The 25,370-nt window shown below is 67.7% G+C and carries 21 protein-coding genes; 13 read left to right on the plus strand and 8 right to left on the minus strand.

Annotated features, from left to right (window positions below; all coding sequences use genetic code 11):
- Nucleotides 1–37 precede the first annotated feature (37 nt).
- The gene (locus ABZ893_RS12895) at nt 38–757 is read right to left on the minus strand and encodes a hypothetical protein (RefSeq protein ID WP_361401243.1); all 720 of its coding nucleotides are present in this window, start codon (nt 755–757) and stop codon (nt 38–40) included.
- A gap of 256 nt (nt 758–1,013) precedes the next feature.
- On the opposite strand from ABZ893_RS12895, the gene ABZ893_RS12900 reads away from it, so the two are divergent.
- The 4 genes from ABZ893_RS12900 to ABZ893_RS12915 all read left to right on the plus strand — a co-directional run bounded on the left by ABZ893_RS12900 (nt 1,014) and on the right by ABZ893_RS12915 (nt 4,855).
- Nucleotides 1,014–1,367 carry a DUF4333 domain-containing protein gene (locus tag ABZ893_RS12900; RefSeq protein ID WP_361401246.1) on the plus strand — a complete coding sequence of 118 codons (354 nt, stop codon included), beginning with the start codon at nt 1,014–1,016 and terminating at the stop codon, nt 1,365–1,367.
- 1,182 nt (nt 1,368–2,549) lie between these two features.
- Nucleotides 2,550–2,888 (plus strand): WXG100 family type VII secretion target, encoded by a 339-nt coding sequence (locus ABZ893_RS12905; protein ID WP_361401249.1) that lies wholly within the window; start codon nt 2,550–2,552, stop codon nt 2,886–2,888.
- 65 nt (nt 2,889–2,953) lie between these two features.
- Entirely contained in the window at nt 2,954–3,247 is a 294-nt protein-coding gene (locus tag ABZ893_RS12910) for a WXG100 family type VII secretion target (RefSeq protein ID WP_361401252.1), read from the plus strand.
- 327 nt (nt 3,248–3,574) lie between these two features.
- Nucleotides 3,575–4,855: a PQQ-binding-like beta-propeller repeat protein gene (locus tag ABZ893_RS12915; RefSeq protein ID WP_361401255.1), complete on the plus strand. Its 1,281-nt coding sequence runs from the start codon at nt 3,575–3,577 to the stop codon at nt 4,853–4,855.
- Nucleotides 4,856–4,956: 101 nt separating this feature from the next.
- Here ABZ893_RS12915 and ABZ893_RS12920 read toward each other — a convergent pair whose 3' ends face one another.
- From ABZ893_RS12920 to eccCa, 5 genes are all read right to left on the minus strand, one after another.
- Nucleotides 4,957–5,253 (minus strand): DUF397 domain-containing protein, encoded by a 297-nt coding sequence (locus tag ABZ893_RS12920; protein WP_361401258.1) that lies wholly within the window; start codon nt 5,251–5,253, stop codon nt 4,957–4,959.
- A 108-nt stretch (nt 5,254–5,361) separates the two neighbouring features.
- On the minus strand, nt 5,362–5,850 hold the full coding sequence (locus tag ABZ893_RS12925) for a hypothetical protein (RefSeq protein WP_361401261.1): 489 nt from the start codon (nt 5,848–5,850) through the stop codon (nt 5,362–5,364).
- Nucleotides 5,851–5,903: 53 nt separating this feature from the next.
- Nucleotides 5,904–7,973 (minus strand): hypothetical protein, encoded by a 2,070-nt coding sequence (locus ABZ893_RS12930; protein ID WP_361401264.1) that lies wholly within the window; start codon nt 7,971–7,973, stop codon nt 5,904–5,906.
- A complete protein-coding gene (locus tag ABZ893_RS12935) occupies nt 7,973–8,425 on the minus strand; it encodes a hypothetical protein (RefSeq protein ID WP_361401267.1) in 453 nt (150 codons plus the stop codon). Before ABZ893_RS12935 ends, ABZ893_RS12930 begins: the two co-directional genes overlap by 1 nt.
- 245 nt (nt 8,426–8,670) lie before the next feature.
- The gene (gene eccCa / locus ABZ893_RS12940) at nt 8,671–12,645 is read right to left on the minus strand and encodes a type VII secretion protein EccCa (protein ID WP_361401270.1); all 3,975 of its coding nucleotides are present in this window, start codon (nt 12,643–12,645) and stop codon (nt 8,671–8,673) included.
- A gap of 349 nt (nt 12,646–12,994) precedes the next feature.
- Between eccCa and eccD the strand changes: the two genes are divergently transcribed.
- The 6 genes from eccD (at nt 12,995) to ABZ893_RS12970 (ending at nt 20,173) form a co-directional block, all read left to right on the plus strand.
- The gene (gene eccD / locus ABZ893_RS12945) at nt 12,995–14,503 is read left to right on the plus strand and encodes a type VII secretion integral membrane protein EccD (protein WP_361401273.1); all 1,509 of its coding nucleotides are present in this window, start codon (nt 12,995–12,997) and stop codon (nt 14,501–14,503) included.
- A gap of 219 nt (nt 14,504–14,722) precedes the next feature.
- Nucleotides 14,723–15,010: a 30S ribosomal protein S15 gene (gene rpsO, locus ABZ893_RS12950; RefSeq protein WP_361080795.1), complete on the plus strand. Its 288-nt coding sequence runs from the start codon at nt 14,723–14,725 to the stop codon at nt 15,008–15,010.
- A gap of 315 nt (nt 15,011–15,325) precedes the next feature.
- Nucleotides 15,326–17,539, plus strand: a complete 2,214-nt coding sequence (locus ABZ893_RS12955; protein WP_361401276.1) for a polyribonucleotide nucleotidyltransferase — start codon at nt 15,326–15,328, stop codon at nt 17,537–17,539.
- A complete protein-coding gene (locus tag ABZ893_RS12960) occupies nt 17,536–18,915 on the plus strand; it encodes a pitrilysin family protein (protein ID WP_361401278.1) in 1,380 nt (459 codons plus the stop codon). The genes ABZ893_RS12955 and ABZ893_RS12960 overlap by 4 nt, the downstream gene beginning before the upstream one ends.
- A gap of 42 nt (nt 18,916–18,957) precedes the next feature.
- Nucleotides 18,958–19,713, plus strand: a complete 756-nt coding sequence (dapB, locus tag ABZ893_RS12965; protein WP_361401281.1) for a 4-hydroxy-tetrahydrodipicolinate reductase — start codon at nt 18,958–18,960, stop codon at nt 19,711–19,713.
- Nucleotides 19,714–19,720: 7 nt separating this feature from the next.
- Nucleotides 19,721–20,173 carry a tetratricopeptide repeat protein gene (locus ABZ893_RS12970; RefSeq protein ID WP_361401284.1) on the plus strand — a complete coding sequence of 151 codons (453 nt, stop codon included), beginning with the start codon at nt 19,721–19,723 and terminating at the stop codon, nt 20,171–20,173.
- A 58-nt stretch (nt 20,174–20,231) separates the two neighbouring features.
- On the opposite strand, the gene ABZ893_RS12975 is transcribed toward ABZ893_RS12970, so the two are convergent.
- Nucleotides 20,232–20,792: a hypothetical protein gene (locus ABZ893_RS12975; protein ID WP_361401287.1), complete on the minus strand. Its 561-nt coding sequence runs from the start codon at nt 20,790–20,792 to the stop codon at nt 20,232–20,234.
- A gap of 105 nt (nt 20,793–20,897) precedes the next feature.
- Nucleotides 20,898–21,161: a hypothetical protein gene (locus tag ABZ893_RS12980; RefSeq protein ID WP_361401290.1), complete on the minus strand. Its 264-nt coding sequence runs from the start codon at nt 21,159–21,161 to the stop codon at nt 20,898–20,900.
- Nucleotides 21,162–21,415: 254 nt separating this feature from the next.
- Between ABZ893_RS12980 and thyX the strand changes: the two genes are divergently transcribed.
- From thyX to ABZ893_RS12995, 3 genes are all read left to right on the plus strand, one after another.
- The gene (gene thyX, locus ABZ893_RS12985; RefSeq protein ID WP_361401293.1) at nt 21,416–22,156 is read left to right on the plus strand and encodes an FAD-dependent thymidylate synthase; all 741 of its coding nucleotides are present in this window, start codon (nt 21,416–21,418) and stop codon (nt 22,154–22,156) included.
- A 208-nt stretch (nt 22,157–22,364) separates the two neighbouring features.
- Nucleotides 22,365–23,264, plus strand: coding sequence for a 4-hydroxy-tetrahydrodipicolinate synthase (gene dapA / locus ABZ893_RS12990; protein ID WP_361401296.1), 900 nt, complete (start codon nt 22,365–22,367; stop codon nt 23,262–23,264).
- A gap of 134 nt (nt 23,265–23,398) precedes the next feature.
- Complete coding sequence (locus ABZ893_RS12995) at nt 23,399–25,084, plus strand: ribonuclease J (RefSeq protein ID WP_361401299.1); 1,686 nt, start codon at nt 23,399–23,401, stop codon at nt 25,082–25,084.
- The last annotated feature ends 286 nt before the right edge of the window (nt 25,085–25,370 follow it).

A 25,370-nucleotide genomic window follows, 5' to 3' on the forward strand; every position in this document is an offset into this window, starting at 1 on the left:
CGTTCATAACCGGTTCAAGGGGCACTTTGCATTCCGCTCAGGCGACTGTCCACACCTGCGCGGGAATCCGGTCCATGACGTCGCACAGGTAGTTCAGCCGGTCCTCGATCTCTTGCGGAGACAAGGTGCCGGTGTACCACGTGAAAAGTTCGTCGTCGCGCAGGCGAAGGGGGTGCGTCTCGGCACGTGCATCCGACAGAAAGAAGGCCCTCATATCGTCAGTCAGGACGCTGCGGACGAAAGCTTCGTCACGTGTGTCGACTCGGAACTTCTTGTCGAAGTCCGGTACGCCGAGCAACATTCTGGGCCCAAGACCCATCAGCCTGTCGATCTTGGTCGGTGGCTCCATGTGCATGACCGGCGTCCCCATGCCGGGCGCCGAGATGAGGAACACGGACTCGTGTGTGTACTGCCTGTTGCCGCCCTGGGTGTCACCCGACAAAGGATTCACGTACCGGTACTCGAAGCACTTGAAGGAACGGCCGCGGAACTCTCCTGTGATGTAGTGCCACGCGGTCAGGTTGGAACCCGTGCCCGGCATCGGGCCCACCCCGCAGTACTCGGTGGCCCCTCCCGGCACGCTCCGCTCGTGGGTCCAGCCACGTGCAGCGGCGAACCCGGGGAGGTCCGCCCAACCTTTCCGGATCCGATCCTGCTCTCGGCTACTGCGGATGAACGCCCTGATGACGAGCGTGAACATTCCGACAATGAACGAGAAGAAGGCGATCATCGCCAGGGTCTGAAGCACCTGTTCCATAGGCCGAGATTATTCCGGACGCGATGTGCTCCTGTGAACCGAGGTCGGCACCGCGTCCACCACCTGAGATCGCGCGAGTGAAGATCCTTTGCCAGCTAGGTGAAGAGTCTGCAGCGTGTTCCAATTTGCCCGGAGTTCGGAGAAAGTGCACCAAGTGGGTGCCACTTGTGCGCCATATGCTGGGCGCGCCGAAGGGGCCGTCCGCTCTTCCGGCTTTATGTGACCTGCTTCTCAGACCACTGGAACGGACCCTCTAATGATTAAGTCCCGTCTCTCCGTCGCAACGTGGGCCCTGTCGGCCGTAGCCGCAGGCACGCTGCTCGTCGGCTGCTCGGGGTCGGTGAGCGTGGGGAAGTCCGACCCCAAGCTGTCCAAGGAGAAGTTGGCCGACACGGTCGCCGAGAAGCTCGCCGCCACCACGGGCCAGCCGAAGCCGAACGTCACCTGCCCCGAGGACCTTGTCGGGAAGGTCGGCAACACCGGCCGCTGCACTCTCACGGCGAGCGACGGCAGCACGCTGGGCGTGACGGTCAAGGTTTCCTCGGTGGACGGAAGCAACATCAACTTCGACATCAAGGCCGACGAGAAGCCCACCCCGGCCGCGAGCTGACACTCTCGGCTTCGTTGCGCCTCTCGCGAGACAGGCGCAACCGGACTGATTGTTCGGCCGGTCGTCGATGTGCCTGCGCCCCTGAAGTCGGGCCGCCCCGAACCGCATCGGCGACTGCGGCCCGACCCGCAATCCGCGGTCGGCCGAACCGGGAGTTGTCCACGGGGGGAGGCTCCGCGGTCGCCCGGTTTTCGAACCGGGCGGCAGAGATGAATCGGCATCGAAGTCGTTGATCAAGGAATGTACGGGCACGCTGAAAGGGCGGGCCCGTGCGTGACGAATTCGGAATGGTGAGCCGGCTCCCGTTCGCATCCGAGGTCTCACTGCCGCACGAGTGCCTCTCTACGTAACGACGGTGAAGATTCCATGGAGGTATCTTCCTCTGCTGAGGGTTCCCGTACTTGGGCTGCAGAGCCGTCAGAGCCCGGAGTTGAACCTTGAGGGTGAACATCAAGGGCGGGCGAGATAGGAAATTTGCCCCGTAAGTCCCGGCGTGAGAAGCGAGTTTCGTAACTGACCTAGCACACGGGCCGGTTGGTTCCGTTGTGCGGCGTGACTAAAGTGGTAATGGCTCGACGAGAGACCCCGCGCCGCTGCGCTGCGGGCGGCGCGAGCTGCTGGACTGACGGGGAACGGGGAGGGGGACGCGTCGTGTTTCCTGCTGACATGAGGCCGGCCTGCGTCTCGGCCTCGGCTGCCGCTGACCTGAAGGCCGGTGCGGGAGTCCCCAAGTCCTTCAAGCAGTGCGACGTCGTCCACGGGCGATCGACCTCGCAGTCGAAGACGCCCAGCCTGCGGCTTGAGGCGATGGATCTCGCCGCGCACAGCCCGGTGGTCGGCACGATCGCCAACCCGAAGACTTCGGCGGCCGGTTCACTCCCCGGCGCTGCCCCCTCTACTTGCGTACCAGCCTCGTCACAGCCCCAGAAATCCACTTCAGGTGACGCGACCACCCAGGCAGGATCGCCTACGAAGTCTTCTTCGGACGGCAACGATCAGCTGTGGATCGAACCGGAGTTGCGGTCGCGGTGGTGGTGATCGGGGGAGGAGCGTTCGCGTTCACACGGACACGACGCTCCGGCTGAGCGGCAAACACACGACGTTTGTCGAGCGGGGGAGTTGATTCCCTGCGAGGCAACATCCGGAAAGTTCCACCAGTAACTCAGGAGAGGAAGGCCGAACATGGCAGACGGACAGCGGCTCTCAGATTCCGAGATGATTGCGCTCGAGCGCAAGATCGCGGACAAGTTCGACAACATCAAGGCGACGGTGCACCGCCTCCAGGGGACGATCGACAGCCTGGAAGGTAACTGGAAGGGCATTGGCGCCAACGCCTTCAACACGAAGCAGCATGAGATCAACACGTCGCTGAAGACCATCGGCGGCATCCTCGTGAAGTTCCTCGACGGGATGAGCGGAACTCGGAAGATCAAGGACGACTCCGAGGACCAGGTGCGCCAGGCCGTCAACAAGATCAACGTGTACGACGGCGCTCCGAAGTCCACGCTCAGCGGCTACTAAAAGCGCGCCTTGTCGCGCGTCAGTAGCTAGCGAAACCACGGGAGATGGAGAAGTAGATCATGGGTATGAACCACGACGAGATGGTCGTCAAGTACGGCTCTCTCGACACCGCGGCCACTGAAATCGGCAACATGGCCAAGCAGCTTGATGCCGACCTGGAGGAGATCAAGCAGTTGGTCGCCGGCACGGTCGCTTACTGGGAAGGTGAAGCCCAGAGCAAGTATGGCGAAGAGCAGCAGAAGTGGGACAAGGAAGCGCGCGACATCCACCAGGCCCTCCACAGCATCGGTCTGGTAGTGCACCAGGCCGGCGGTGACTACATGGGTGGCGACAAGAAGGCCGCCAGCTTCTTCCTCTAGAGGGAAGAGCGCAGTATGCGGGGTGGGCGCGCGCGGGAGGCGTCCACCCCGTTGCCATGCCGGTACACAACATGATTACCGGCGCCTGGGCGGCGGGAAAGCCTGCTTGGTTCCATCGCTTCACCGAAACGGAAGAATGTAATGACCTTTGGGCCACCACCATCACCTTTCACGCAGTCGACGCGTGTGGCGCAGGAGCGTCGGAGTCGACGTATAAAGGTGTGGGGTTCTGTTGTCCTTGCCTTTGTGGCGGTGGTCTGCGTAGGCGGTTGGTTTCTCATTGCTGGGTTGCCGGGGAGCGGCGACTCGGGAACCAACAGTAAAGCGGTGTCTTCAAAGCAGGCTCCTGACGATGTCCGCCAGACTCTCGAAGAGGCTCCCGGCGGTGGAGCCGGCCGTTTGGTGTCGTCGATCCAGGACGCGGGAGCCAGGCGGGATGATGAACAGCAAACACCGGGAACCTGGGCAACCGACAAGGTACTGGTCAAGGGCAACGACAACGCGCTTGTAGCGGTCAAGGTCAATTCAGGCGACGATGCGTGGAGGCACGATCTCGCGGGCCCCATCTGCGCCACGATGAAGCACGTTACTGTCGACGGCCGGACTGCCGTCATGTTCAAGGACAAGAAGAAAGACGGTACCTGCAATCAGCTCGCGCTCTTCGACCTCAATTCCGGGAAGAAGCTCTGGCAGGTAGTCGTTCCGTGGAAGGGAAAATACATTCCCCTACCGAATGTCACTATGACACGCGGTGTGGTGTCCACGGCCTGGTGGCACGGTTCCTCCGGTTATGACCTGAACACCGGGAAGCTGCGCTGGACACACAAGGCGACTGGTGAGTGTCACGATAGTGGTTTCGCCGGAGGGAAGGGTCTTCTCCTTAGAATCGAATGCCTGGTGGGTTCGGATTACGAGCCTGTTTATACAGTCGCCAAAATCGATCCGCTCACAGGCAAGCAGGCGTGGAGGTATGACGTTGCCGACGGGGTGAATCTCGTTTATCTTGTTTCGTCCGAGCCGCCTGTGATCGCCGTTGCTGCTGGCGACCCGAGCATCTCTGACCTGATCTCGCTGGACGAGAAGGGGAAGTATCGGGCGACGATTCGTCTCGATGGCGGTCACTACGACTTGTACTGTGATGACGGGATCATTAATTCGGCCGTGGACGACTGCAGCGACGTTGCTGTGGGTGACGGTCAAGTATTCATCAACAGTGGTGAAGAGGTCGGAAAGCTCAACCACATAACGAACCGGATCGTTTCCTTCGACCTCGGAACCGGAAAGCCGGTCGTCAAGTTCGAGGCGGGTCGGGACCAGATGATCTATCCGATCCGAATGAGCGGTGACCAGCTTCTCGCCTTCAGGCGTGGTACCGACAACTATGCGCCGTTCTCACTGGTGAGCCTCGACCCGGGAACTGGGAAAGAGACGGTCTACTTCTACTTCACGGTTCTCGGTGAGGCGATGGGTCTGACGTACACGAAATACAGCGACGTCGTGGTGGAGAACGGGCGGATCTTCTTCGGTAGCGACACCGTGCGCGGAGAAGTGATCAAGGGGCAGCCCGTCCCCGAATGGCTGGCCTTCGGCGTAGGCAGCGCTGGTTGATGAGAGCGGGGTGTCTGGGCCGGCAATCGTCCTGAAGCGGCCCGCACCCCAGCTCCGCACCCGAGCTATTCCCTCGCCTGTCCCTCGCCCGGCCCCGCCTCTCACTCCAGATCGAACTCCCCATCCCGAGCCCCCAACACGAACGCCGTCCACTCCGCCTCCGTGTAGCGGAGGACCGTGTCGGGGTCCAGGGAGGAGCGCATGGCTACGGCGCCGGCCGGGAGTTGGGCGATTTCGACGCGTTCCTCGTGGGTCTCGGTGCCCGGGGCGCTGTGCCAGGTGACGTCGGAGATGTCGAGGGCGTAGAGCTCGTTCTTCTCCCGCTCCTTGCGCGCCGCGACGTCCTCGGGGGACTCCCCGGCGGCGTCGGTTTCCACACCCTGTACTGCCTCGGCCATGATCCGGGGCCCCTTCCCGATGTACGTACCTGCCGTCCGGCAAGCCTACTTGGGGCAACCGGGGGTGCGCGGCCCGTCACGCGACTTGCACCCCCGGAGTGCTCGGCCTCAGCCGCAGCCCACGTCCTTCTTCGCCGCAGGCAGGTACGCCTTCAGCAGCGCGCGGAGTGCGTCCCGCCGCTTCTGCACGTCCTTGGGCGCCTGCTGCTGCAACTCGATGTTCGCGACGAACTGCTGCTGCTTCCCGCCGTACACGCACTTGTCCACGGCCAGGGCTCCGAGGTCCGCGATGCGGGCGCCCCGGCCGATGTCCGCGGTGGCCGGACGGCCGAGCCTCAGCATTCCGCGCTCGTTCACCGCCATGACGTCGGTGCTCGCCGGGACCACGTCTCCGGAGAAGTACACGGCCAGGTCCCCGTCGACCTTCAGCCGGCAACGCGGCTGCGTGGCGCCGAAGCCGTACTTCTGTTCCGTCAGCTTCTTGCCGTCGGGGAGGAGTGGGGACAGGAGATCGGGTTCGACCGGGACTCCGCACACGGCCTTCGGTACCGCGTAGTCCTTCCCGGACGAACCGCTGCACGCCGACGCGCTGAACATCAAGCAGACCGCAACCGCAGTAACCCCAAGGGACCGAGACAGCGCAACCCGAATCACTGATCGCCCGCCAGTCCCCGGGCCCGCGCGTTGCCGTCGAAGGCGGCCCCGTTGATCTCGTTGGTCAAGGTGTACGCGTTGTTCTCGGTCTGGCCCGGATTGGCCGCCGCCCAGATCTTCGCCAGCGACTCCAGCTGCCCCTCGCGGCCCGTGAACGTCTTGCCGTTCTGCTGGTGGTTCTCGTCGTCGATGCGGGCCTGCTCGTCCTGCTGCCACTGGTACGTCAGCGCGTCGACGCCACGCTGTGCGGCGTCGCCGACCACCGGAACGAAGTTCAGCGCGCCGCCGATGCCGTGATAGGCCCACTTCGCCTTCCACGACGGGTCTTCCTTGTCGGTGTCCAGCGCCTGATAGCGCGCCTCCTCCAGGAAGCCGACCGTCGCGCCGGCCCGCTGCAGCGTCTCCTTGGGATCGCTCGGGTGATCGGTGTTGATGTCGCGGACGATCTCGCGGTTCAGCCCGTCGTTCAGCAGCCCGTACGAGTCCTGGTTGCGCGAGATCTGCTTGGTCACCTCGAGCAGCTGATGCCGGTCGAGCTGCCTCGGGTCCTCGGGATGGTCGGCCTGGGAACTCATCGAGTGGTGCGTCTCGTCCCCGTAGTTCACGAGGACCTTGGCCATGTCGTCGCGCATCTCGCTCGGGAAGTCGTCGCCGGTCTCGGAGAGGTACTTGAGCGAGCGGTCCAGGGCCTGGCGGTTCTCCGGAGTGTGCTCCACGTACGTGGCGTTGGGGTCGTTCGGGTTCATGCCGCTCGTGGCCGCCAGGAGCGCCTTGCCCGTCGCGTCGCGCGACTGGTTCCCGTCCCCGTCGTCGAGAGGCGTGTCGTCGAAGACGGGCCGCTCCTTGAGTACCCATTGCGCGTTGTCCTGCGGATGCGTCTCGTTGAAGAACGCGGTCGCGGCGTCCGGGCTGTTGGAGAGGCCGGTCATGAAGCCCGTCATCGGATCACGGCCGAAGTCGTCACCGATGAAGTTCATCTTCGGCATCGGCGGGCCGCCCATCCCCTGCCAGTAGTGGTCGGGGAGTTTCATCTTCTTCTCGGTCTCGACCAGCTTGTTGCCGTACTTGTTCAGGAAGTCGTCGTCGTAGTTGCCGGTGCGCATGAGGTTGCTCATCAGCTGGAACCCGTAGACGTTGCTGCCCCGCGTCTTGATCGTCTCGCCGCCGAGGTCGACCATCTGGTTCTTCCAGGCCTGCATGTCGGCCGAGTCGGACTGTGTCGCGCCCGCGAGCGTCATGCTGAGGTTCTTCTGGAAGTCGCCGAGCTGGTCACGGCGGGCCCGCTGCAGCGCGCCGCCGTCCGAGCCGTCGGAGAGGTCGGCCCAGAAGTCGAGGGTGCCCCGCGGGCCGAGGGTCTTGGCGAACTCCTCCTGGAACAGCGGGTCGTTCTTGTACCGGGCCATGGAGGCGTTGAGCCGGTCGAACTCCTCGGGGGACATGTCGTCCCCCTTCGTCTTCATCAGGTTGGCCAGGTCGTCGGCTTCCTTGATGGCCTTCGCCGCCCCGTCGCGGTCGCTGTAGTCGGCCCCGGAGAAGCCGTACGTGGACTGGTCCACGATGAGGGTGAGCGCCTTGGCGGCGGTGTTGTCGCTCTCCGTGGCGCCGCTCAGGATCCGCTGCACCTCGTCGCGGAGGTCGGTGACGTCCTGCACGGAGTGCTCGGGAACCGTCGTGCCCTTCGCGGCACGGTCGGGGTGGATGTTCATCGTGACGGTGAACCCACCGTTCCCGGTGTCCACCACGGTGAGGTTCTTCTTCATGCCGCGGTCGATCGCGTCGTTCAACTGCTGGCGGTAGTCGATCAGTTCGCCACGGGTGTCGCCGAGGATCTTCGCGATGGAATTGGCCTGCGTATGCGCGTCGGCGAACTCTCCCGCCGTCTTGTCCACGAACTCCCGCGACACCGTCGCGTTGGCTCCGTGCCAGTTCGCCTTGTCCGCCTTGGCCTTGAGGTCGCGCTCGGCGTCGTCCTGGAGGGACTTGAGGCTGACGACCATCTCCTCCCAGTCGCCGACGGCTTCGCCCAGCGCGGCGAAGTTCCCGTACCGCAGTGCGTCGAGGTCCATCAGTTCCCCCGCTTCTCGTCGAAGCCCTTGTCGAGCGTGGAGATGCTGCTGAGGACGCCGTAGATGTGTTCCTCGTCGCCCTTGTGGGCGTCCTTGGTGTAGTCGAGGTGGTTCGAGATGTGGGCGCAGGCGTCGAGGAGGGACTGCACCTGGTCCACCCAGCGCTCGGCCACGTGATCCAGCGCCTTGCCGATGGCGAACTCCGCCTTGAGCCCGCCGGCGGCGTTCATCGAGGAGATACGGGCGTGGTCGCTCTCGCGGTCCATGCGGGTACGCAGCCGGTAGGCAGCGTCACCGATGGCCGCCAGGTCGGGGAAGTCGACCGTCAGGTCGCCCTGGGTGTTCTCACCGCCACCGCCGCCGCCCGGATCGGCAAGTTGGTTCAACTGCATCTTGGCGTTCCCCCTCTGCTGGGCGTTCGCCTTGAGCTGCTCCCACTCGTCCCAGGCCATCGACTGACCCCTTCCCCGTGTCGCGGACGCGCTGCCGTGCCGTCCGCTCCCCCTCGAAGAGCTCGAAGTACTCGAAGTACTCGAAGTACTCGGAGAGCTCGTGGGCCTCGTGGAACTCATCAGAGCTCTCGGAGCCCGCGAAGGGGGAGCGGATTCACATCGCGTCCAACTGACCAGAGTGATCCGGCCAGTTCAAGCCACCTAGCGGAACTGTGACGTTCTCAGTACGCCACCGTCCGCAGGGGTCAGTGATCCGACGGAAGCAGTCCCGTCTGAACCAGCGGCTTCCCCCGCTTCCGCGACACGAACACACCCCGGCCCGCCGGCATCGGACGCGGACGCACGCCGCCGATGAGGTCGCCCTCGCCCGGGTCGCCCGCGAGGACCAGGCCCTGGGCCCCGAGCTCCTTCATCCGCTGGATGAACGGCTCGTACGCGGCCCGGCCGCCGCCCGCCGAGGAGCGGGCGATGATGAAGCGGACGCCGACGTCCCGGGCGAACGGGAGCAGTTCGGTCAGGCCCGACAGCGGGTTGCCGCTCGACGTGGACACCAGGTCGTAGTCGTCGATGATCACGAAGACGTTCGGACCCCGCCACCAGCTGCGGTCGCGCAGCTGCTGGGCCGTCACGTCCGCCGTCGGCGTACGCCGCTGCATCAGGTCGGCGAGCGCGTCCATGTGGTGCCCCATGGAGTTCGACATGGGGATGTATTCGGCCAGGTGCGAGGCCGGTGTCACGTCCAGGAGGGCGCGGCGGTTGTCGACCACGAAGAGCTTGCACGTGTCGCCGTCGTACCGCTCGGTGAGGCGCTTGATGAGCAGGCGCAGCAGGTTCGACTTGCCGGACTCGCTCTCACCGAAGATGAGGAAGAACGGGTCCTGCTCGAAGTCGATGAACACCGGCTCGAGGTTGTCCTCATCGAGCGCGAACGACACACCGCGGTCCGGGAACATGTTGCCCGGAGGCAGCCGGTCCGCCGCGAACTCGCGTGGCAGCAGCCGCACTTCGGGGGCGCCGGGCGCCGTCCAGTGCCGCGTCACCTCGGCGGTCAGCGCCGCCGTGGCCTCGGCCAGGTCCGTGTCCGAGGACAGGCCGTCGATACGGGGGACCGCCGCCATGAAGTGCTGCTTCTGCGGCGACTGACCGCGGCCGGGCACGCCCGTCGGCACGTTCGCCGCGACCTTGCGGTCGAACTCGGAGTCCATCGTGTCGCCGAGCCGCAGCTCGAGGCGGTTCATGAGGTGGTCCTTCATGTTCGCCCGGACCTCCATGGACCGCGAGGCCGTGAGCACCAGGTGGATGCCGTAGCCCAGGCCGCGGGCCGCGATGTCCAGGACCGCCGGCTCCAGGCCCTCGTAGTCCGAACGGAAGTTGCCCCAGCCGTCGATGAGGAGGAACACGTCACCCCAGGGCTGGTCGGTGACCGAGATGTCACCGCGGGCCCGGCGCGCGCGGAAGTCGCCGATCGAGGCGATGCCCGCGGAGCGGAAGTACTCCTCGCGGCGCATCATCACGCCGTAGACCTCGGAGACCGTGCGGCGCACCTTCTCGGGGTCGAGGCGCGAGGCCACCCCGCCGACGTGCGGCAGCCCGTCGACGGCGGCCATACCGCCACCACCGAAGTCGAGGCCGTAGAACTGCACTTCGTACGGCGTGTGCGTCAGCGCGAACGACGCGATGAGCGAACGCAGCAGCGTCGACTTGCCGGACTGCGGACCGCCCAGGATCTGCATGTGACCGGCGGCGCCGGAGAAGTCGACCCACAGCGGGTCACGCCGCTGCTCGTACGGCTTGTCGACGAGGCCGACGGGAACGATGAGGCGACCCGCGCCCTCGTAACCCGGCTGCGTCAGGCCGCGGCCCTGCACCGGCGCGAGGCCCGGCAGGAGGCTGTCGAGCGACGGCGGGCTGTCCAGCGGAGGCAGCCACACCTGGTGGGCCGCCGGACCCTGCGCCTCGAGGCGCCGCACGATGACGTCGAGCACGGTGTCGGCCAGCGCGTCGTCGGTCTTGGCCGCCGTCGCCTCGGGGCGCTGCTCCGGCACGGCCACGTACTGCACCGGCACCTCGCCCGCCGTGAACAGCACCGGACGCCGGTCCACCGGCAGCGGCCCGCCGGCCACCGCGGTCTGCGCGGAACCGGAGCGGTACGTCCCGGACACGTACGCCGCCTTGAAGCGGTCCATCTCTTCCGTGCCGTACTTCAGGAAGCCGGAACCCGGCACGTTCGGCAGCTCGTAGGCATCCGGCACACCGAGCGCCGCGCGCGACTCGGCGGCGGAGAACGTCCGCAGACCGATGCGGTACGAGAGGTAGGTCTCCAGGCCGCGCAGCCGGCCCTCTTCGAGGCGCTGCGAGGCGAGGAGCAGGTGCACGCCGAGCGAACGGCCGATACGGCCGATCTGTACGAACATCTCGATGAAGTCCGGCTTCGCCGTCAACAGCTCGCTGAACTCGTCGATCACCAGGACGAGCGACGGGATCGGCTGGAGCGGGGCACCCGCCGCGCGCGCCTTCTCGTAGTCGTGGATGTTCGCGTAGTTGCCCGCGTCGCGGAGCATCTCCTGGCGGCGGTTGAGCTCGCCGCGGATGGAGTCGCCCATGCGGTCGACGAGCGTCAGGTCGTCCGCGAGGTTCGTGATGACCGCCGCGACGTGCGGCATCTGGGCCATGCCCGCGAACGTCGCACCACCCTTGAAGTCGGCGAGTACGAAGTTCAGCGTCTCGGAGGAGTGCGTGACCGCGAGACCGAGCACGAGGGTGCGCAGCAGCTCCGACTTACCGGAACCCGTCGCGCCGACGCACAGGCCGTGCGGGCCCATGCCCTCCTGCGCGGCTTCCTTGAGGTCGAGCATGACGGGCCGGCCGTCCTCGCCGACACCGATCGGCACGCGCAGGCGCTCGGACTGCGAACGCGGGCGCCAGGTGCGCTTGGTGTCGACGGAGGCGGCGTCACCGAGGCTGAGCAGATCCGTGAAGTCCAGGTTCGCCAGCAGCGGTTCGTCGTCGTCGCCGCCCGTGGCCACGCGAAGGGGCGCCAACTGCCGCGCCAGCGCGTCCGCAGCCTCGTAGGACAGGACGTCAGGAGTGCCCTCGTAGACCATCCCGTGCGCCGACTCCAGCGTCAGGGAACGCGGCTGCACGACGATCGAGAGGTCGCCGCGGCCCATCGAGAGGTCGCCGGGGACGACCTCGACGACCGACACGCCCTGCAGCCCCTCGGGGCTTGCGAGCATCGACATCGGCGGCAGGGACACGCCGTCGAGGACGACGACGAGGTGCGGCTGCTCGGGAACGGGGGCGCCGCCGGGGTGGAAGCGCGGACGGCCCTGGAGGCGCGTGGTCAGCAGCGCCTCCAGCTCCATCGGGTCGGTGGTGATCAGACGACGGCTGCCGGCGCCGTCCGTCTGGCCCGGGGCCTGACTGTGCGGCAGCCACTTGGCCCAGTCCCAGTGCGGCGCGGACTCGCGGCCGGTCGCCACGGCGATGACCAGGTCCTCGGGGGAGTGCAGGGAGGCCAGCGAGCCGACCAGGGCGCGGGCCGTGCCGCGTACGGTCTGCGGCTCACCGCTGACCGTCACGTGGTAGAAGGCGCGCAGCGAGACCGCCATAGGCAGGTCCTCGAGCGTGCCGTGCGCGGCGAGGAAGCGCTGCATGGCGCCCGCGGTGAGCGGCTCCAGCTCGTCCACCGGCGCGGTCTGCGGCGGGATCAGCGGAGTAGCGAGCGCCTGCGGGCCGAGTCCGACGCGGACCTGCCCGAAGTCCTCGTCGCCCGTGCGCCGCTCCCAGACCCGGCTGCCCTCGGCGACGAGCGCCCACAGCTGCTCGGGGGAGGGGTGCAGGTAGTACTGCGCGTCGCGCTGCGCCTTCGCGGTCTTCGTGGCGTCACGTCGTGTTTGCGACAGATAACGCAGGTAATCACGGCGGATGTCCGACATCTGGCCCTGCGTGCCGCGCCGGTAGCGCACCAGCATCGAGATGCCCATCGCCAGCGTCGACGCGATCATCACCATGCCCATGATCTTCATGAACGGTCCGCCGCTGGGACTGTTGAAGAAGAAGACGATGGAGCCGCCCATGCCGAGCATGGGCAGGAGCTGCATCAACGCGCCTTCCTGCTGCCCGCGCGGTAGCTCCGGCGGCGGCTGCAGGACCACCTCTTCCGTGGGCACTTCGGACGGCAGCGCCCGAGGTGGGCGCTTCACGACGATGTGACTCACTTCGCACCAATTCCCTTGCCGGACCGAGGCATTCCGTCCGCCGCCCCGTGTCAGGCGGACGTCGATCGTGATTTGCGATCCTACTGACGGTCACTGACAACGGTGGGCGGTAGGGTGCCGTGGGTGCGGTCGAGCGCCGTGGAACAGCCTGGGAAAACAGGGCATTTCGCGCGGTGCGGTACCAGCGCGGACCGTGAGAGCCGGTCCTGGAAGCCCCGTTGACGGGCGGCGGGAGCGCGCGCGAGCGACGTGCACAAGACCTCCACAAACGGCTGCACACACCACGGCCGCACGGTCGGACTGACCGACCGGGCCGGACACACCAACCGAGGGGGAACAGCAGGTGAGCATGACGGCTTCCGCTTCCGCGAGCGCCGGCGCGACCGGCGGAGCGGGCACCGGAGCCCCTTCGGGGGGTACGGGCCTCGGCTTCTGCCGCGTCACCATCGTCGCGCCCGACAGCCGGATCGACGTGGCACTGCCCGACGACGTACCCGTCGCCGACCTCTACCCGGAGATCCTGCGGCTCTCCCAGCAGAGCCCCGCCGAGGGCGCCCCGGTCGGCTACCACCTCGTACGCCGCGACGGCACCGTCCTCGACAGCGCCCGCTCGTTCACCGCGCAGCGCATCCTCGACGGCGAACTGCTCACCCTGCGCCCCTTCTCCGAGTCGCTGCCGCCGGCCGTCTTCGACGACGTCTCCGAAGCGGTCGCCTCGGCCGTCACCCGGGACCGCAGCCTGTGGAGCGGCGAACTGACCCGTGGCGCCGGCCTCATCGGCGGCGGAGTCCTGCCCGCCCTCATGGCCTTCGTCATCTGGACGGGCCACCCCCTCCACGACATGCACAGCCTCCAGGGCGTCCTCGCCGCCGTCGCCGGCCTGCTCCTGGTCGTCCTCGCCGGCGTGCGCGCCAGGGTCTACGACGACCACGGCTCGGCCGTAGCCCTCGGCCTCGGCGCCCTGCCGAACGTCGCGGTGGCGGGCTCCGGCCTGCTGCCCCTCGCCGACCACCAGGGGATCGGCCGGCTCCAGTTCCTCCTGGCCTGCACGGCTGTCCTGGTCGCCGCCGTGATCCTCACCCTCGTCTCGCCGCGCGGCGACGGCCCCTTCGTGGCCTTCGTGTTCGCGTCGGCCATCGGGGTGCTCACCACCTTCATCGCCACCCTCACGCACCTGACCGCCGTCGAGACCGCCGCCCTGTGCGCCCCGCTCTCCGTAGGAGCCCTCGCGTTCCTGCCCGGCCTCTCCATGCGCTTCGCCCGCCTGCCCATCGGCTTCGAACCCCCGAGCACGGCCCGCGCCGAGTACGGCAACGACCCCGCGCACCAGGAGCCGGTCGACGCCGACCGGATCGCCGCCCAGGCCCGCCGCGGCCACGAACTGCTCGTCGGCCTCGTCGGCGGCTGCGCCCTTGTGGCCGTCGGTTCCGCGGCGGTCCTCGGCTTCTCAGACAACCTGTGGGGCCAGCTCCTCGCCTTCGCCACCGGCGTCGCGATGCTGATGCGCGCCCAGATCTTCCGCTACACCGCGCAGGTCGCATCGCTCCTCGCCGCCGGTCTCGCCTCCCTCGTCCTGCTGGGGCTCGGCCTCTCCCTGCACCCGCCGCTGGACTACCTGACCGACTTCTTCCAGGGCGACCACACGCCCCTCAACATCCGCACGGTCTGGCTCGTCGCGGTGATCGCGGCGGCCACCGCGCTGATCACGTCGATCGGCCTGGTCACCCCCCGCCGCGGGATCTCGCCCTTCTGGGGCCGCTTCATGGAGATCGCGGAGACGTTCGTCCTGCTCACCCTGGTGCCGCTCACGCTCGCCGTCTTCGACGTGTACGCGCGTGCGCGCGCCATGACCTCCTGAGCCGTGCCATGACGCCGCGGGCCCGCCCGGGCTCGCGGTCGGTCGCACACGAAGTGGCTGGTACCCTGTGTGACGGCCGCTTGTGTGCGCCCTCGGATCCCGGTTCGCCGGAATCCGGAGACTGCGCCCGGCGGACCTCGCCTCCCGAGTAACGGAAGCTCCCCTGAGAAGTGGACCAGGGGCACTCGGTGGCCACGAAGAAGACTACGAGGAGTACGCGTGTCGCTCGACGCCGCTACGAAGAAGCAGATCATCGCCGAGTTCGGCCAGAAGGAGGGCGACACCGGCTCCCCCGAGGTCCAGGTCGCCATGCTTTCCCGCCGCATCTCGGACCTGACCGAGCACCTCAAGACGCACAAGCACGACCACCACTCCCGCCGTGGTCTGCTGATCCTGGTCGGCCAGCGTCGCCGCCTGCTGCAGTACCTGGCCAAGAAGGACATCCAGCGCTTCCGTACGCTGGTCGAGCGCCTCGGCATCCGCCGCGGTGCGGCCGGCGCCCGATAAGACGCCATGGAAGGGAGCGGTTCCCACCTGCTAGGGGGCCGCTCCCTTTTGCTGTACGTGCGCACTGTCACTGTCGCTTTGTAGTCTGGACGCACGACAAAAGCTTCACCCCCAGTACCACCCAGGCATCACCGAACGAGGAGAAGCGCATCCTCGCCGCCGCCGGTCCTCGGTAGTGGCCCCCGGGAGACGCGTTCCGTCCGCACCGGGTGCTTCGATCGAAGACCGGCCCGCACCCAAGGCGCGCTTCTCCGCCCCCGTCCCACGCCACACGGGCGCAGGGACAAAAGACGAAAAGTAACGGAGAAAACGCTAGTGGAGAACGAGACCCACTACGCCGAGGCCGTCATCGACAACGGCTCCTTCGGCACCCGCACCATCCGCTTCGAGACGGGCCGCCTGGCCCGTCAGGCCGCCGGCTCCGCCGTGGCCTACCTGGACGACGACACCATGGTGCTGTCGGCCACCTCCGCTTCGAAGAAGCCCAAGGACCAGCTCGACTTCTTCCCCCTGACGGTGGACGTCGAGGAGCGGCAGTACGCCGCCGGCAAGATCCCCGGCTCCTTCTTCCGCCGTGAGGGCCGCCCCTCCGAGGACGCGATCCTCACCTGCCGCCTGATCGACCGCCCGCTGCGCCCCTCCTTCAAGAAGGGCCTGCGCAACGAGATCCAGGTCGTCGCCACGATCATGGCGCTCAACCCCGACCACCTGTACGACGTCGTGGCGATCAACGCCGCGTCCGCGTCCACGCAGCTGGCCGGTCTGCCCTTCTCCGGCCCGGTCGGCGGCGTCCGCGTCGCGCTGATCAACGGCCAGTGGGTCGCCTTCCCGACGCACACCGAGCTCGAGAGCGCCGTCTTCGACATGGTCGTCGCCGGTCGCGTCCTCGAGGACGGCGACGTCGCGATCATGATGGTCGAGGCCGAGGCCACCGACAAGACCATCCAGCTCGTCAAGGACGGCGCCGGGGCCCCCACCGAGGAGGTCGTCGCCGCCGGTCTCGAGGCCGCGAAGCCCTTCATCAAGGTCCTCTGCAAGGCCCAGTCGGACCTCGCCGCGAAGGCTGCCAAGCCGACCGCCGAGTTCCCGATCTTCCTCGACTACCAGGACGACGTCCTGGAGGCCCTCACGGCCGCCGTCACCTCCGAGCTCTCGCAGGCGCTCACCATCGCCGGCAAGCAGGAGCGCGAGGCCGAGCTGGACCGCGTCAAGGAGATCGCCGCCGAGAAGCTCCTGCCGGCCTTCGAAGGCCGCGAGAAGGAGATCTCCGCCGCGTACCGCGCCCTGACGAAGAAGCTCGTCCGCGAGCGCGTCATCAAGGACAAGGTCCGCATCGACGGCCGCGGCGTCACGGACATCCGTACGCTCGCCGCCGAGGTCGAGGCCATCCCGCGCGTGCACGGCTCGGCGCTGTTCGAGCGTGGCGAGACCCAGATCCTGGGCGTCACCACCCTCAACATGCTCCGCATGGAGCAGCAGCTGGACACCCTCTCCCCGGTGACCCGCAAGCGCTACATGCACAACTACAACTTCCCGCCGTACTCCGTCGGTGAGACCGGCCGCGTGGGTTCGCCCAAGCGCCGCGAGATCGGCCACGGCGCGCTCGCCGAGCGCGCCATCGTGCCGGTCCTGCCGACGCGCGAGGAGTTCCCCTACGCGATCCGCCAGGTCTCCGAGGCCCTGGGCTCCAACGGCTCGACGTCCATGGGTTCCGTCTGCGCCTCCACCATGTCCCTGCTGAACGCCGGTGTGCCGCTGAAGGCCGCCGTCGCCGGTATCGCCATGGGTCTGATCTCCCAGGAGATCGACGGCCAGACGCACTACGTCGCCCTCACCGACATCCTCGGTGCGGAGGACGCGTTCGGTGACATGGACTTCAAGGTCGCCGGTACGAAGCAGTTCGTGACCGCGCTCCAGCTCGACACCAAGCTCGACGGCATCCCCGCCTCGGTCCTGGCCGCCGCGCTGAAGCAGGCCCGTGACGCGCGTCTGCACATCCTGGACGTCATGAACGAGGCCATCGACGTCCCGGACGAGATGTCCCCGAACGCTCCGCGGATCATCACCGTCAAGATCCCCGTGGACAAGATCGGTGAGGTCATCGGCCCCAAGGGCAAGATGATCAACCAGATCCAGGAGGACACCGGCGCCGACATCACGATCGAGGACGACGGCACCATCTACATCGGTGCCGCCGACGGCCCGGCCGCCGAGGCCGCCCGCGCCACGATCAACTCGATCGCCAACCCGACCATGCCGGAGGTCGGCGAGCGTTACCTGGGCACCGTCGTGAAGACGACGACCTTCGGTGCGTTCGTCTCCCTGCTCCCGGGCAAGGACGGCCTGCTGCACATCTCGCAGATCCGCAAGCTCGCCGGCGGCAAGCGCGTGGAGAACGTCGAGGACGTCCTCGGCGTGGGTGCCAAGGTCCAGGTCGAGATCGCCGAGATCGACTCCCGCGGCAAGCTCTCCCTGATCCCGGTCATCGAGGGTGAAGAGGGCGACGAGAAGGACGACACCGACAAGTGACGTCCCGTAGCTCCAAGGCGACGGCCCGCACCTCCTCGGAGGCGCGGGCCGTCGCCCGTACCCAAACCCTGATCAAGGGCGAGAACGGCATCGGTACGGTCCGTAAGACCACCCTTCCCGGGGGTCTGCGCATCGTCACCGAGACCCTGCCCTCCGTACGCTCCGCTACGTTCGGCATCTGGGCGAACGTCGGCTCGCGCGACGAGACCCCCACGCTCAACGGCGCGACGCACTACCTGGAGCACCTCCTCTTCAAGGGCACCTCCCGCCGGAGCGCCCTCGACATCTCCGCCACGATCGACGCGGTCGGCGGCGAGATGAACGCCTTCACGGCGAAGGAGTACACGTGCTACTACGCGCGCGTGCTCGACACCGACCTCCCCCTCGCGATCGACGTCGTCTGCGACATGCTGACCGGCTCGCTCATCGAGGCGGCGGACGTCGACGCCGAGCGCGGCGTCATCCTCGAAGAGATCGCCATGACCGAGGACGACCCGGGCGACTGCGTGCACGACCTGTTCGCGCACACGATGCTCGGCGACACCCCGCTGGGCCGCCCGGTCCTCGGCACGGTCGACACGATCAACGCGCTGAACCGAGGCCAGATCGCCCGCTTCTACAAGAAGCACTACGACCCGACCCACCTCGTCGTCGCCGCCGCGGGGAACGTCGACCACAACAAGGTCGTACGCCAGGTCCGCGCCGCCTTCGAGAAGGCCGGCGCCCTCACCCGCACCGACGCCGTCCCGATGGCCCCGCGCGACGGCAGCAAGCCGCTGCGCGCCGCGGGCCGCATGGAGCTCCTCGGCCGCAAGACCGAGCAGGCCCACGTCATCCTCGGTATGCCGGGCCTGGCCCGCACCGACGACCGCCGCTGGGCCATGGGCGTCCTCAACACCGCCCTGGGCGGCGGCATGTCCTCCCGCCTCTTCCAGGAGGTCAGGGAGAAGCGCGGCCTCGCCTACAGCGTGTACTCGTACACCTCGGGCTTCGCCGACTGCGGCCTCTTCGGGGTCTACGCCGGCTGCCGGCCCAGCCAGGTGCACGACGTGCTCAAGATCTGCCGCGACGAGCTCGAGCACGTGGCGCAGCACGGCCTGTCCGACGACGAGATCGAACGCGCCATCGGCCAGCTCAGGGGCTCGACCGTCCTCGGCCTGGAGGACACGGGCGCGCTCATGAACCGCATCGGCAAGAGCGAGCTGTGCTGGGGCGAGCAGATGTCGGTGAGCGACATGCTGGAGGAGATCGCCACGGTCACCCCCGACGAGGTGCGCGCGGTGGCGGGCGACATCCTGGGACAGCGCCCGTCCCTGTCGGTCATCGGCCCGCTCAAGGACAAGCAGGCGGCGCGCCTGCACGACGCGGTGGCCTAGCCCACCCCATCCGTTTCGCAACTCGCGTAAGGAACGAAGAAGATGAGCAAGCTGCGCGTGGCGGTCCTCGGCGCCGGGGGCCGCATCGGCTCCGAGGCCGTACGGGCCGTCGAGGCCGCCGACGACATGGAACTGGTCGCGGCTCTCGGCCGGGGCGACAAGCTGGAGACCCTCACCGAGGCCGGCGCCCAGGTCGCGGTCGAGCTGACCACCCCCGACTCGGTGATGGACAACCTCGGCTTCTGCGTCAGCCACGGCATCCACGCCGTCGTCGGCACCACCGGCTGGACCGACGACCGCCTCGCGCAGCTCAATGGCTGGCTCGCGGACTCACCGCGGACCGGCGTGCTCATCGCCCCGAACTTCTCGATCGGGGCGGTCCTCACGATGAAGTTCGCTCAGGCGGCGGCGCCGTACTTCGAGTCCGTCGAGGTCATCGAGCTGCACCACCCGAAGAAGGTGGACGCGCCCAGCGGCACGGCCGCCCGTACGGCGCAGCTCATCGCGGCGGCCCGGGAGAAGGCCGGCAGCGCCCCGCAGCCGGACGCCACGGCCACCGCCCTCGACGGAGCGCGCGGCGCGGACGTCGACGGCGTCCCGGTCCACTCCGTACGCCTGCGGGGTCTCCTCGCCCACCAGGAGGTCCTCCTGGGCGGCGAGGGCGAGACCCTCACCATCCGCCACGACTCGCTGCACCACAGCAGCTTCATGCCGGGCATCCTGCTCGGCGCCCGTCGTGTCGTGTCCACTCCCGGCCTCACCTTCGGCCTGGAACACTTCCTCGACCTGAACGTCTGACAGTCCCATGCGCGCAAAGCTCACCTACGTCGTCACCGCCGCCGTCCTGGTCTTCTACTTCGTCCTGGTCGGCAGCCGCGGCGTCATGCTCATCGAGCAGGGCACCCTGCTGACCGTCACGTTCGGCGTGGCGGTGCTCATCCTGCCGGTGATCGGCCTCTGGTTCCTCTGGGCCAACACCCAGTTCGTCCGCAAGGCGAACCGCCTCGCCGGCCTCCTGGAGGCCGAGGGCGGCCTGCCCGTGGACGAGCTGCGTCGCGACCAGTACGGCCGGATCGACCGCGACTCCGCCGACGAGGTCTTCGCCCGGCGCAAGGCGGAGGCCGAGGACACGCCGGGGGACTGGCGCTGCTGGTTCCGCCTCGCCGTGGCGTACCGCGACGCCCGTGACACCCCGCGCGCCCGCAAGGCGATGCAGCGCGCCATCGCCCTCCAGGAGGGCCGCACGCTCGGCTCCTGAGCCGCATACGTGAGGGGCCGCACCGGAACGCCGGTGCGGCCCCTCACGTATGTCCGAGTCAGACGTGCAACGGGCGGAACTCCTCCGCCCACACCTCGATGGAGTCCGCCGCCCGGTCGAAGGCCTCGGTCCGCGCGAGGAAGTCCGCTCCGTGGCTGGTGAGCAGTACGGCGTTCTCGTCGGCACGGTCCCGCCGCACCAGGAGCAGCGCCTGCCCCTGGACCGTACGGGGGAGTCCGAGCCAGCGGACGGGCTGCTGGACGGTGCGGACCGTCACGACCCGGTCCCAGGCGACGGTCCGGGTCTGGAAGAACGCCACGCGCCGCAGACCGGCCGCGCTCACCCACGTCCCCATCCGCAGCAGCCGCAGGGCCGAGGCGATGATGAGCAGGGAGATGACGCCGCAGGTCACGGCGCCGGGGAAGGCGCCGGCGAAGGCGATGATCACCGCGGCGAACAGGACGTACGAGGCGAGCAGCAGGAGCAGCGCGGCGGATGCCACCCGCCACGGCCCCGGCCGGTAGGGACGCCGCCACTGGTCGCGATCGTCGAAGGGCAGCGCGACGTCGTCGGCCACCTCGTCAAAAGCGCGGTCGGCCGTCAGGAAGGGCAGGGGCACGACTGGTCCTCACTCAATCCACGCTGTGGTTCGGGCTGTGCCCGGTGAGGCTACCTACCCGCCCGCCCGCCTTCCACCATCGGGGCCGGTACGGGGCCGCCGCCGTCAGCGGTTCTGGGACGCCTCGGACTGGTGCGCTTGCCCAGGCGCCTGGGCGGGCGACAGCGCGGGCGTCGCCAGGAGCAGGGCGCCGACGAGCCCGGCGACGACGGTGAGCCCGACGAGCGTACGGGCGGCGAGCTGACCGGCCGACGGCCGTTCGCGCGGCGGTGGAGTGACGTTACTGCGGAACGTGTCGGCTTCGGCGACGAAGGCGAACGGGACGGAGTTTCTGGGGGCACCGCCCGGCGGTAGCTGGGGGAGGAACATGGGTACTGCTTCTCCTCGTCAAGATCGAGACGTGCCTCGATGTACGGAAACCGAGAGCCTCGACCGGAACGGAACCGCCCTCTTGCCCCTAGAGACGTACGGATGTCCGTATTGGTGCCCTGTTTCGGTGAATTCACTGAAGTTCGCCGATGTTCGGCTCGGAATGTCGCGAGGTGCGACCGAATGCTCCGTTGTCAGTGCCGGCCCGTAGAGTGGGCGCCGCCCGAGTGAAGTGATGGAAGGACCCCTCGACCGTGACCGAAACCCCTGCTGACGACCTCAAGCCGACCTTCCGCGGCGACGTGAGCGTCGAGCTGGTCAAGCACACCGCGAGCGACAGCGACGTGCTGTTCGCCGCCCGCGTCTCCACCGCGGGAGAGCAGTCCCTCGACGAGCTGACCAAGGACCCGGAGCGCTCCAAGGGCCTGATCAACTTCCTGATGCGGGACCGTCACGGCAGCCCGTTCGAGCACAACTCGATGACGTTCTTCATCAGTGCCCCGATCTTCGTCTTCCGCGAGTTCATGCGCCACCGCGCGGGCTGGTCGTACAACGAGGAATCGGGCCGCTACAGGGAGCTCCAGCCGGTCTTCTACGTTCCGGAGGCCTCCCGCAAGCTGGTGCAGCAGGGCCGCCCGGGCAAGTACGAGTTCGTCGAGGGCACCCAGGCGCAGCAGGAGCTCACCGGCCGCGTGATGGAGGACTCGTACCGCCAGGCGTACGAGGCGTACCAGGAGATGCTCGCCGCGGGCGTCGCCCGCGAGGTCGCCCGCTCGGTCCTCCCCGTCGGCCTCTTCTCCTCGATGTACGCGACGTGCAACGCGCGCTCGCTGATGCACTTCCTCGGCCTGCGCACCCAGCACGAGCTGGCCAAGGTGCCGTCCTTCCCGCAGCGGGAGATCGAGATGGTCGGCGAGAAGATGGAATCGGAATGGGCCAAGCTCATGCCGCTCACCTACGCCGCGTTCAACGCCAACGGCCGCATCGCCCCGTAACCCGCAGAGTGTGATTACGGCACAGATGTACGGTTCAGCCGTGCGAAGTGTCCGTATTGCGGCATTTCGGAAAGTTCATCTAGCCTGATCAAACGGACCCGGCACTGCTTGAACCCCCGAGCAGGCAGTGCCGGGATCCCTCTCCGCCACACCCCCTGGCATCCCCCGAGGGGGGACCGCGCGCTGAGCAGCGAGTAGCGTATTACCCATGGCTCCGACCTCCACTCCGCAGACCCCCTTCGGGCGGGTCCTCACCGCTATGGTCACGCCCTTCACGGCGGACGGCGCACTCGACCTCGCCGGCGCGCAGCAGCTCGCCGCCCATCTGGTGGACGCAGGCAACGACGGCCTCGTCGTCAACGGCACCACCGGCGAGTCCCCGACCACCAGCGACGCGGAGAAATCGGACCTCGTACGAGCCGTACGCGAAGCGGTAGGCGACCGCGCCCACGTCATCGCCGGCGTCGGCACGAACGACACGCGGCACAGCATCGAGCTCGCCCGCGCCGCCGAGAAGGCCGGCGCACACGGCCTCCTCACCGTCACGCCGTACTACAACAAGCCCCCGCAGGAGGGGCTGCTCCGGCACTTCACCGCGATCGCCGACTCCACCGAACTCCCCGTGATGCTGTACGACATCCCGGGCCGCAGCGGCGTACCCATCAACACCGAGACGATCGTCCGCCTCGCCGAGCACCCGCGCATCGTCGCCAACAAGGACGCCAAGGGCGACCTCGGCCGCGCCAGCTGGGCCATCGCCCGCTCTGGCCTCGCCTGGTACTCCGGCGACGACATGCTCAACCTGCCGCTGCTCTCCGTCGGCGCCGTCGGCTTCGTCTCCGTCGTCGGTCACCTCGTCAGCCCCGACCTGCGCAACATGCTCGACGCGTTCGTCAGCGGTGACGTCCACAAGGCCACCGAGATCCACCAGAAGCTGCTCCCGGTCTTCACCGGCATGTTCCGCACGCAGGGCGTCATCACGACCAAGGCGGCACTCGCCCTCCAGGGTCACCCGGCCGGTCCGCTGCGCCTGCCCCTCGTGGAACTGACCCCCGAAGAGACCGCCCAGCTCAAGATCGACCTCGCCGCCGGCGGGGTACACCTCTGAACACAGACTTCACAACTCAATACGCATGATCCGCGGGACATGGCTCCTGCGCCCACATGACAACTGCTACTGCACGAACGTCACGCGCGCCACGTGCCTAACAGGTACGTGGCGCTTGTGGTGAGGAGAGTCTTTTGAGTCATCCGCATCCTGAACTCGGCGCCCCGCCGAAGCTCCCGAAGGGCGCCCTGCGCGTCACTCCGCTCGGCGGCCTCGGCGAGATCGGCCGCAACATGACGGTCTTCGAGTATGAGGGCCGCCTGCTGATCGTCGACTGCGGCGTGCTCTTCCCCGAGGAGGAGCAGCCAGGCATCGACCTGATCCTGCCGGACTTCACGTCCATCAGGGACCGCCTCGACGACATCGACGGCATCGTGCTCACGCACGGCCACGAGGACCACATCGGCGGCGTCCCGTACCTCCTGCGCGAGAAGCCGGACATCCCGCTGATCGGCTCCAAGCTGACGCTTGCCCTCATCGAGGCGAAGCTGCAGGAGCACCGCATCCGGCCTTACACGCTCGAGGTCGCCGAGGGCGACCGCGAACGCCTCGGCCCGTTCGACTGCCAGTTCGTCGCGGTCAACCACTCCATCCCGGACGCGCTCGCGGTGGCCATCCGCACGCCGGCCGGCATGGCCGTGCACACCGGCGACTTCAAGATGGACCAGCTCCCGCTGGACCGGCGCCTGACCGACCTCCCCACGTTTGCCAAGCTCGGCGAGGAAGGCATCGACCTCCTCCTCACCGACTCGACGAACGCCGAGGTCCCGGGCTTCGTCCCGCCCGAGCGCGACATCTCGAACGTGATCCGCGGCGTCTTCGCGGGCGCCCAGAAGCGCATCATCGTCGCGTCCTTCGCCAGCCACGTGCACCGCATCCAGCAGATCCTGGACGCCGCGCACGAGTACGGCCGCCGCGTGGCCTTCGTCGGCCGCTCGATGGTCCGCAACATGGGCATCGCCCGCGACCTCGGGTACCTGAAGGTCCCGCCGGGCCTCGTCGTCGACGTCAAGACGCTCGACGACCTCCCGGACAACGAGGTCGTCCTGGTCTGCACCGGCTCCCAGGGCGAGCCGATGGCCGCCCTCTCCCGGATGGCCAACCGCGACCACCAGATCCGCATCGTCTCCGGCGACACGGTGATCCTGGCGTCCTCCCTGATCCCGGGCAACGAGAACGCGGTCTACCGCGTCATCAACGGCCTGACCCGCTGGGGCGCCAACGTCGTCCACAAGGGCAACGCCAAGGTGCACGTCTCGGGCCACGCCTCGGCCGGCGAGCTGCTGTACTTCTACAACATCTGCAAGCCGAAGAACCTGATGCCGGTCCACGGCGAATGGCGCCACCTGCGCGCCAACGCCGAACTGGGCGCCCTCACCGGCGTCCCGCACGACCGCATCGTGATCGCCGAGGACGGCGTCGTCGTCGACCTCGTCGGCGGCAAGGCCAAGATCACCGGCAAGGTCCAGGCCGGTTACGTCTACGTGGACGGCCTCTCCGTCGGCGACGTCGGCGAGCCCGCCCTCAAGGACCGGAAGATCCTCGGCGACGAGGGCATCATCTCGGTCTTCGTGGTGGTGGACTCCAGCACCGGCAAGATCACCAGCGGCCCGACCATCCAGGCCCGCGGATCCGGCATCGAAGACTCGGCGTTCAGCGCCGTCGTGCCGCGCATCCAGGAAGTCCTGGACAAGTCGGCGCAGGACGGCGTCGTCGAGCCGCACCAGCTGCAGCAGCTCATCCGCCGCACACTGGGCAAGTGGGTCTCCGACACCTACCGCCGGCGCCCGATGATCCTCCCTGTGGTCGTGGAGGTCTGACGGACCGTCTGGAGCGGGGCGCCTCGATTTGCATCGGGGCGCCCCGCTCCAGTAGGTTTACGGCTCCGCCCAAGGGGAACCCGGCGCACTCAGGTGCCCGATCCGATTCCCCGAGCGGGACGGAAATTCCGACTCAGAATCTCTGATAAAGTCGGAACCGCCGGAAAGGGAAACGCGAAAGCCGAAAGGCCGGAGCGGAAACCTGAAAGGCACCGAGGAAATCGGATCGGAAAGATCTGATAGAGTCGGAAACGCAAGACCGAAGGGAAACTGCCCGGAGGAAAGC

Origin of the sequence: Streptomyces sp. NPDC046821, from assembly GCF_040645335.1 — a bacterium.
Lineage (GTDB): Bacteria > Actinomycetota > Actinomycetes > Streptomycetales > Streptomycetaceae > Streptomyces.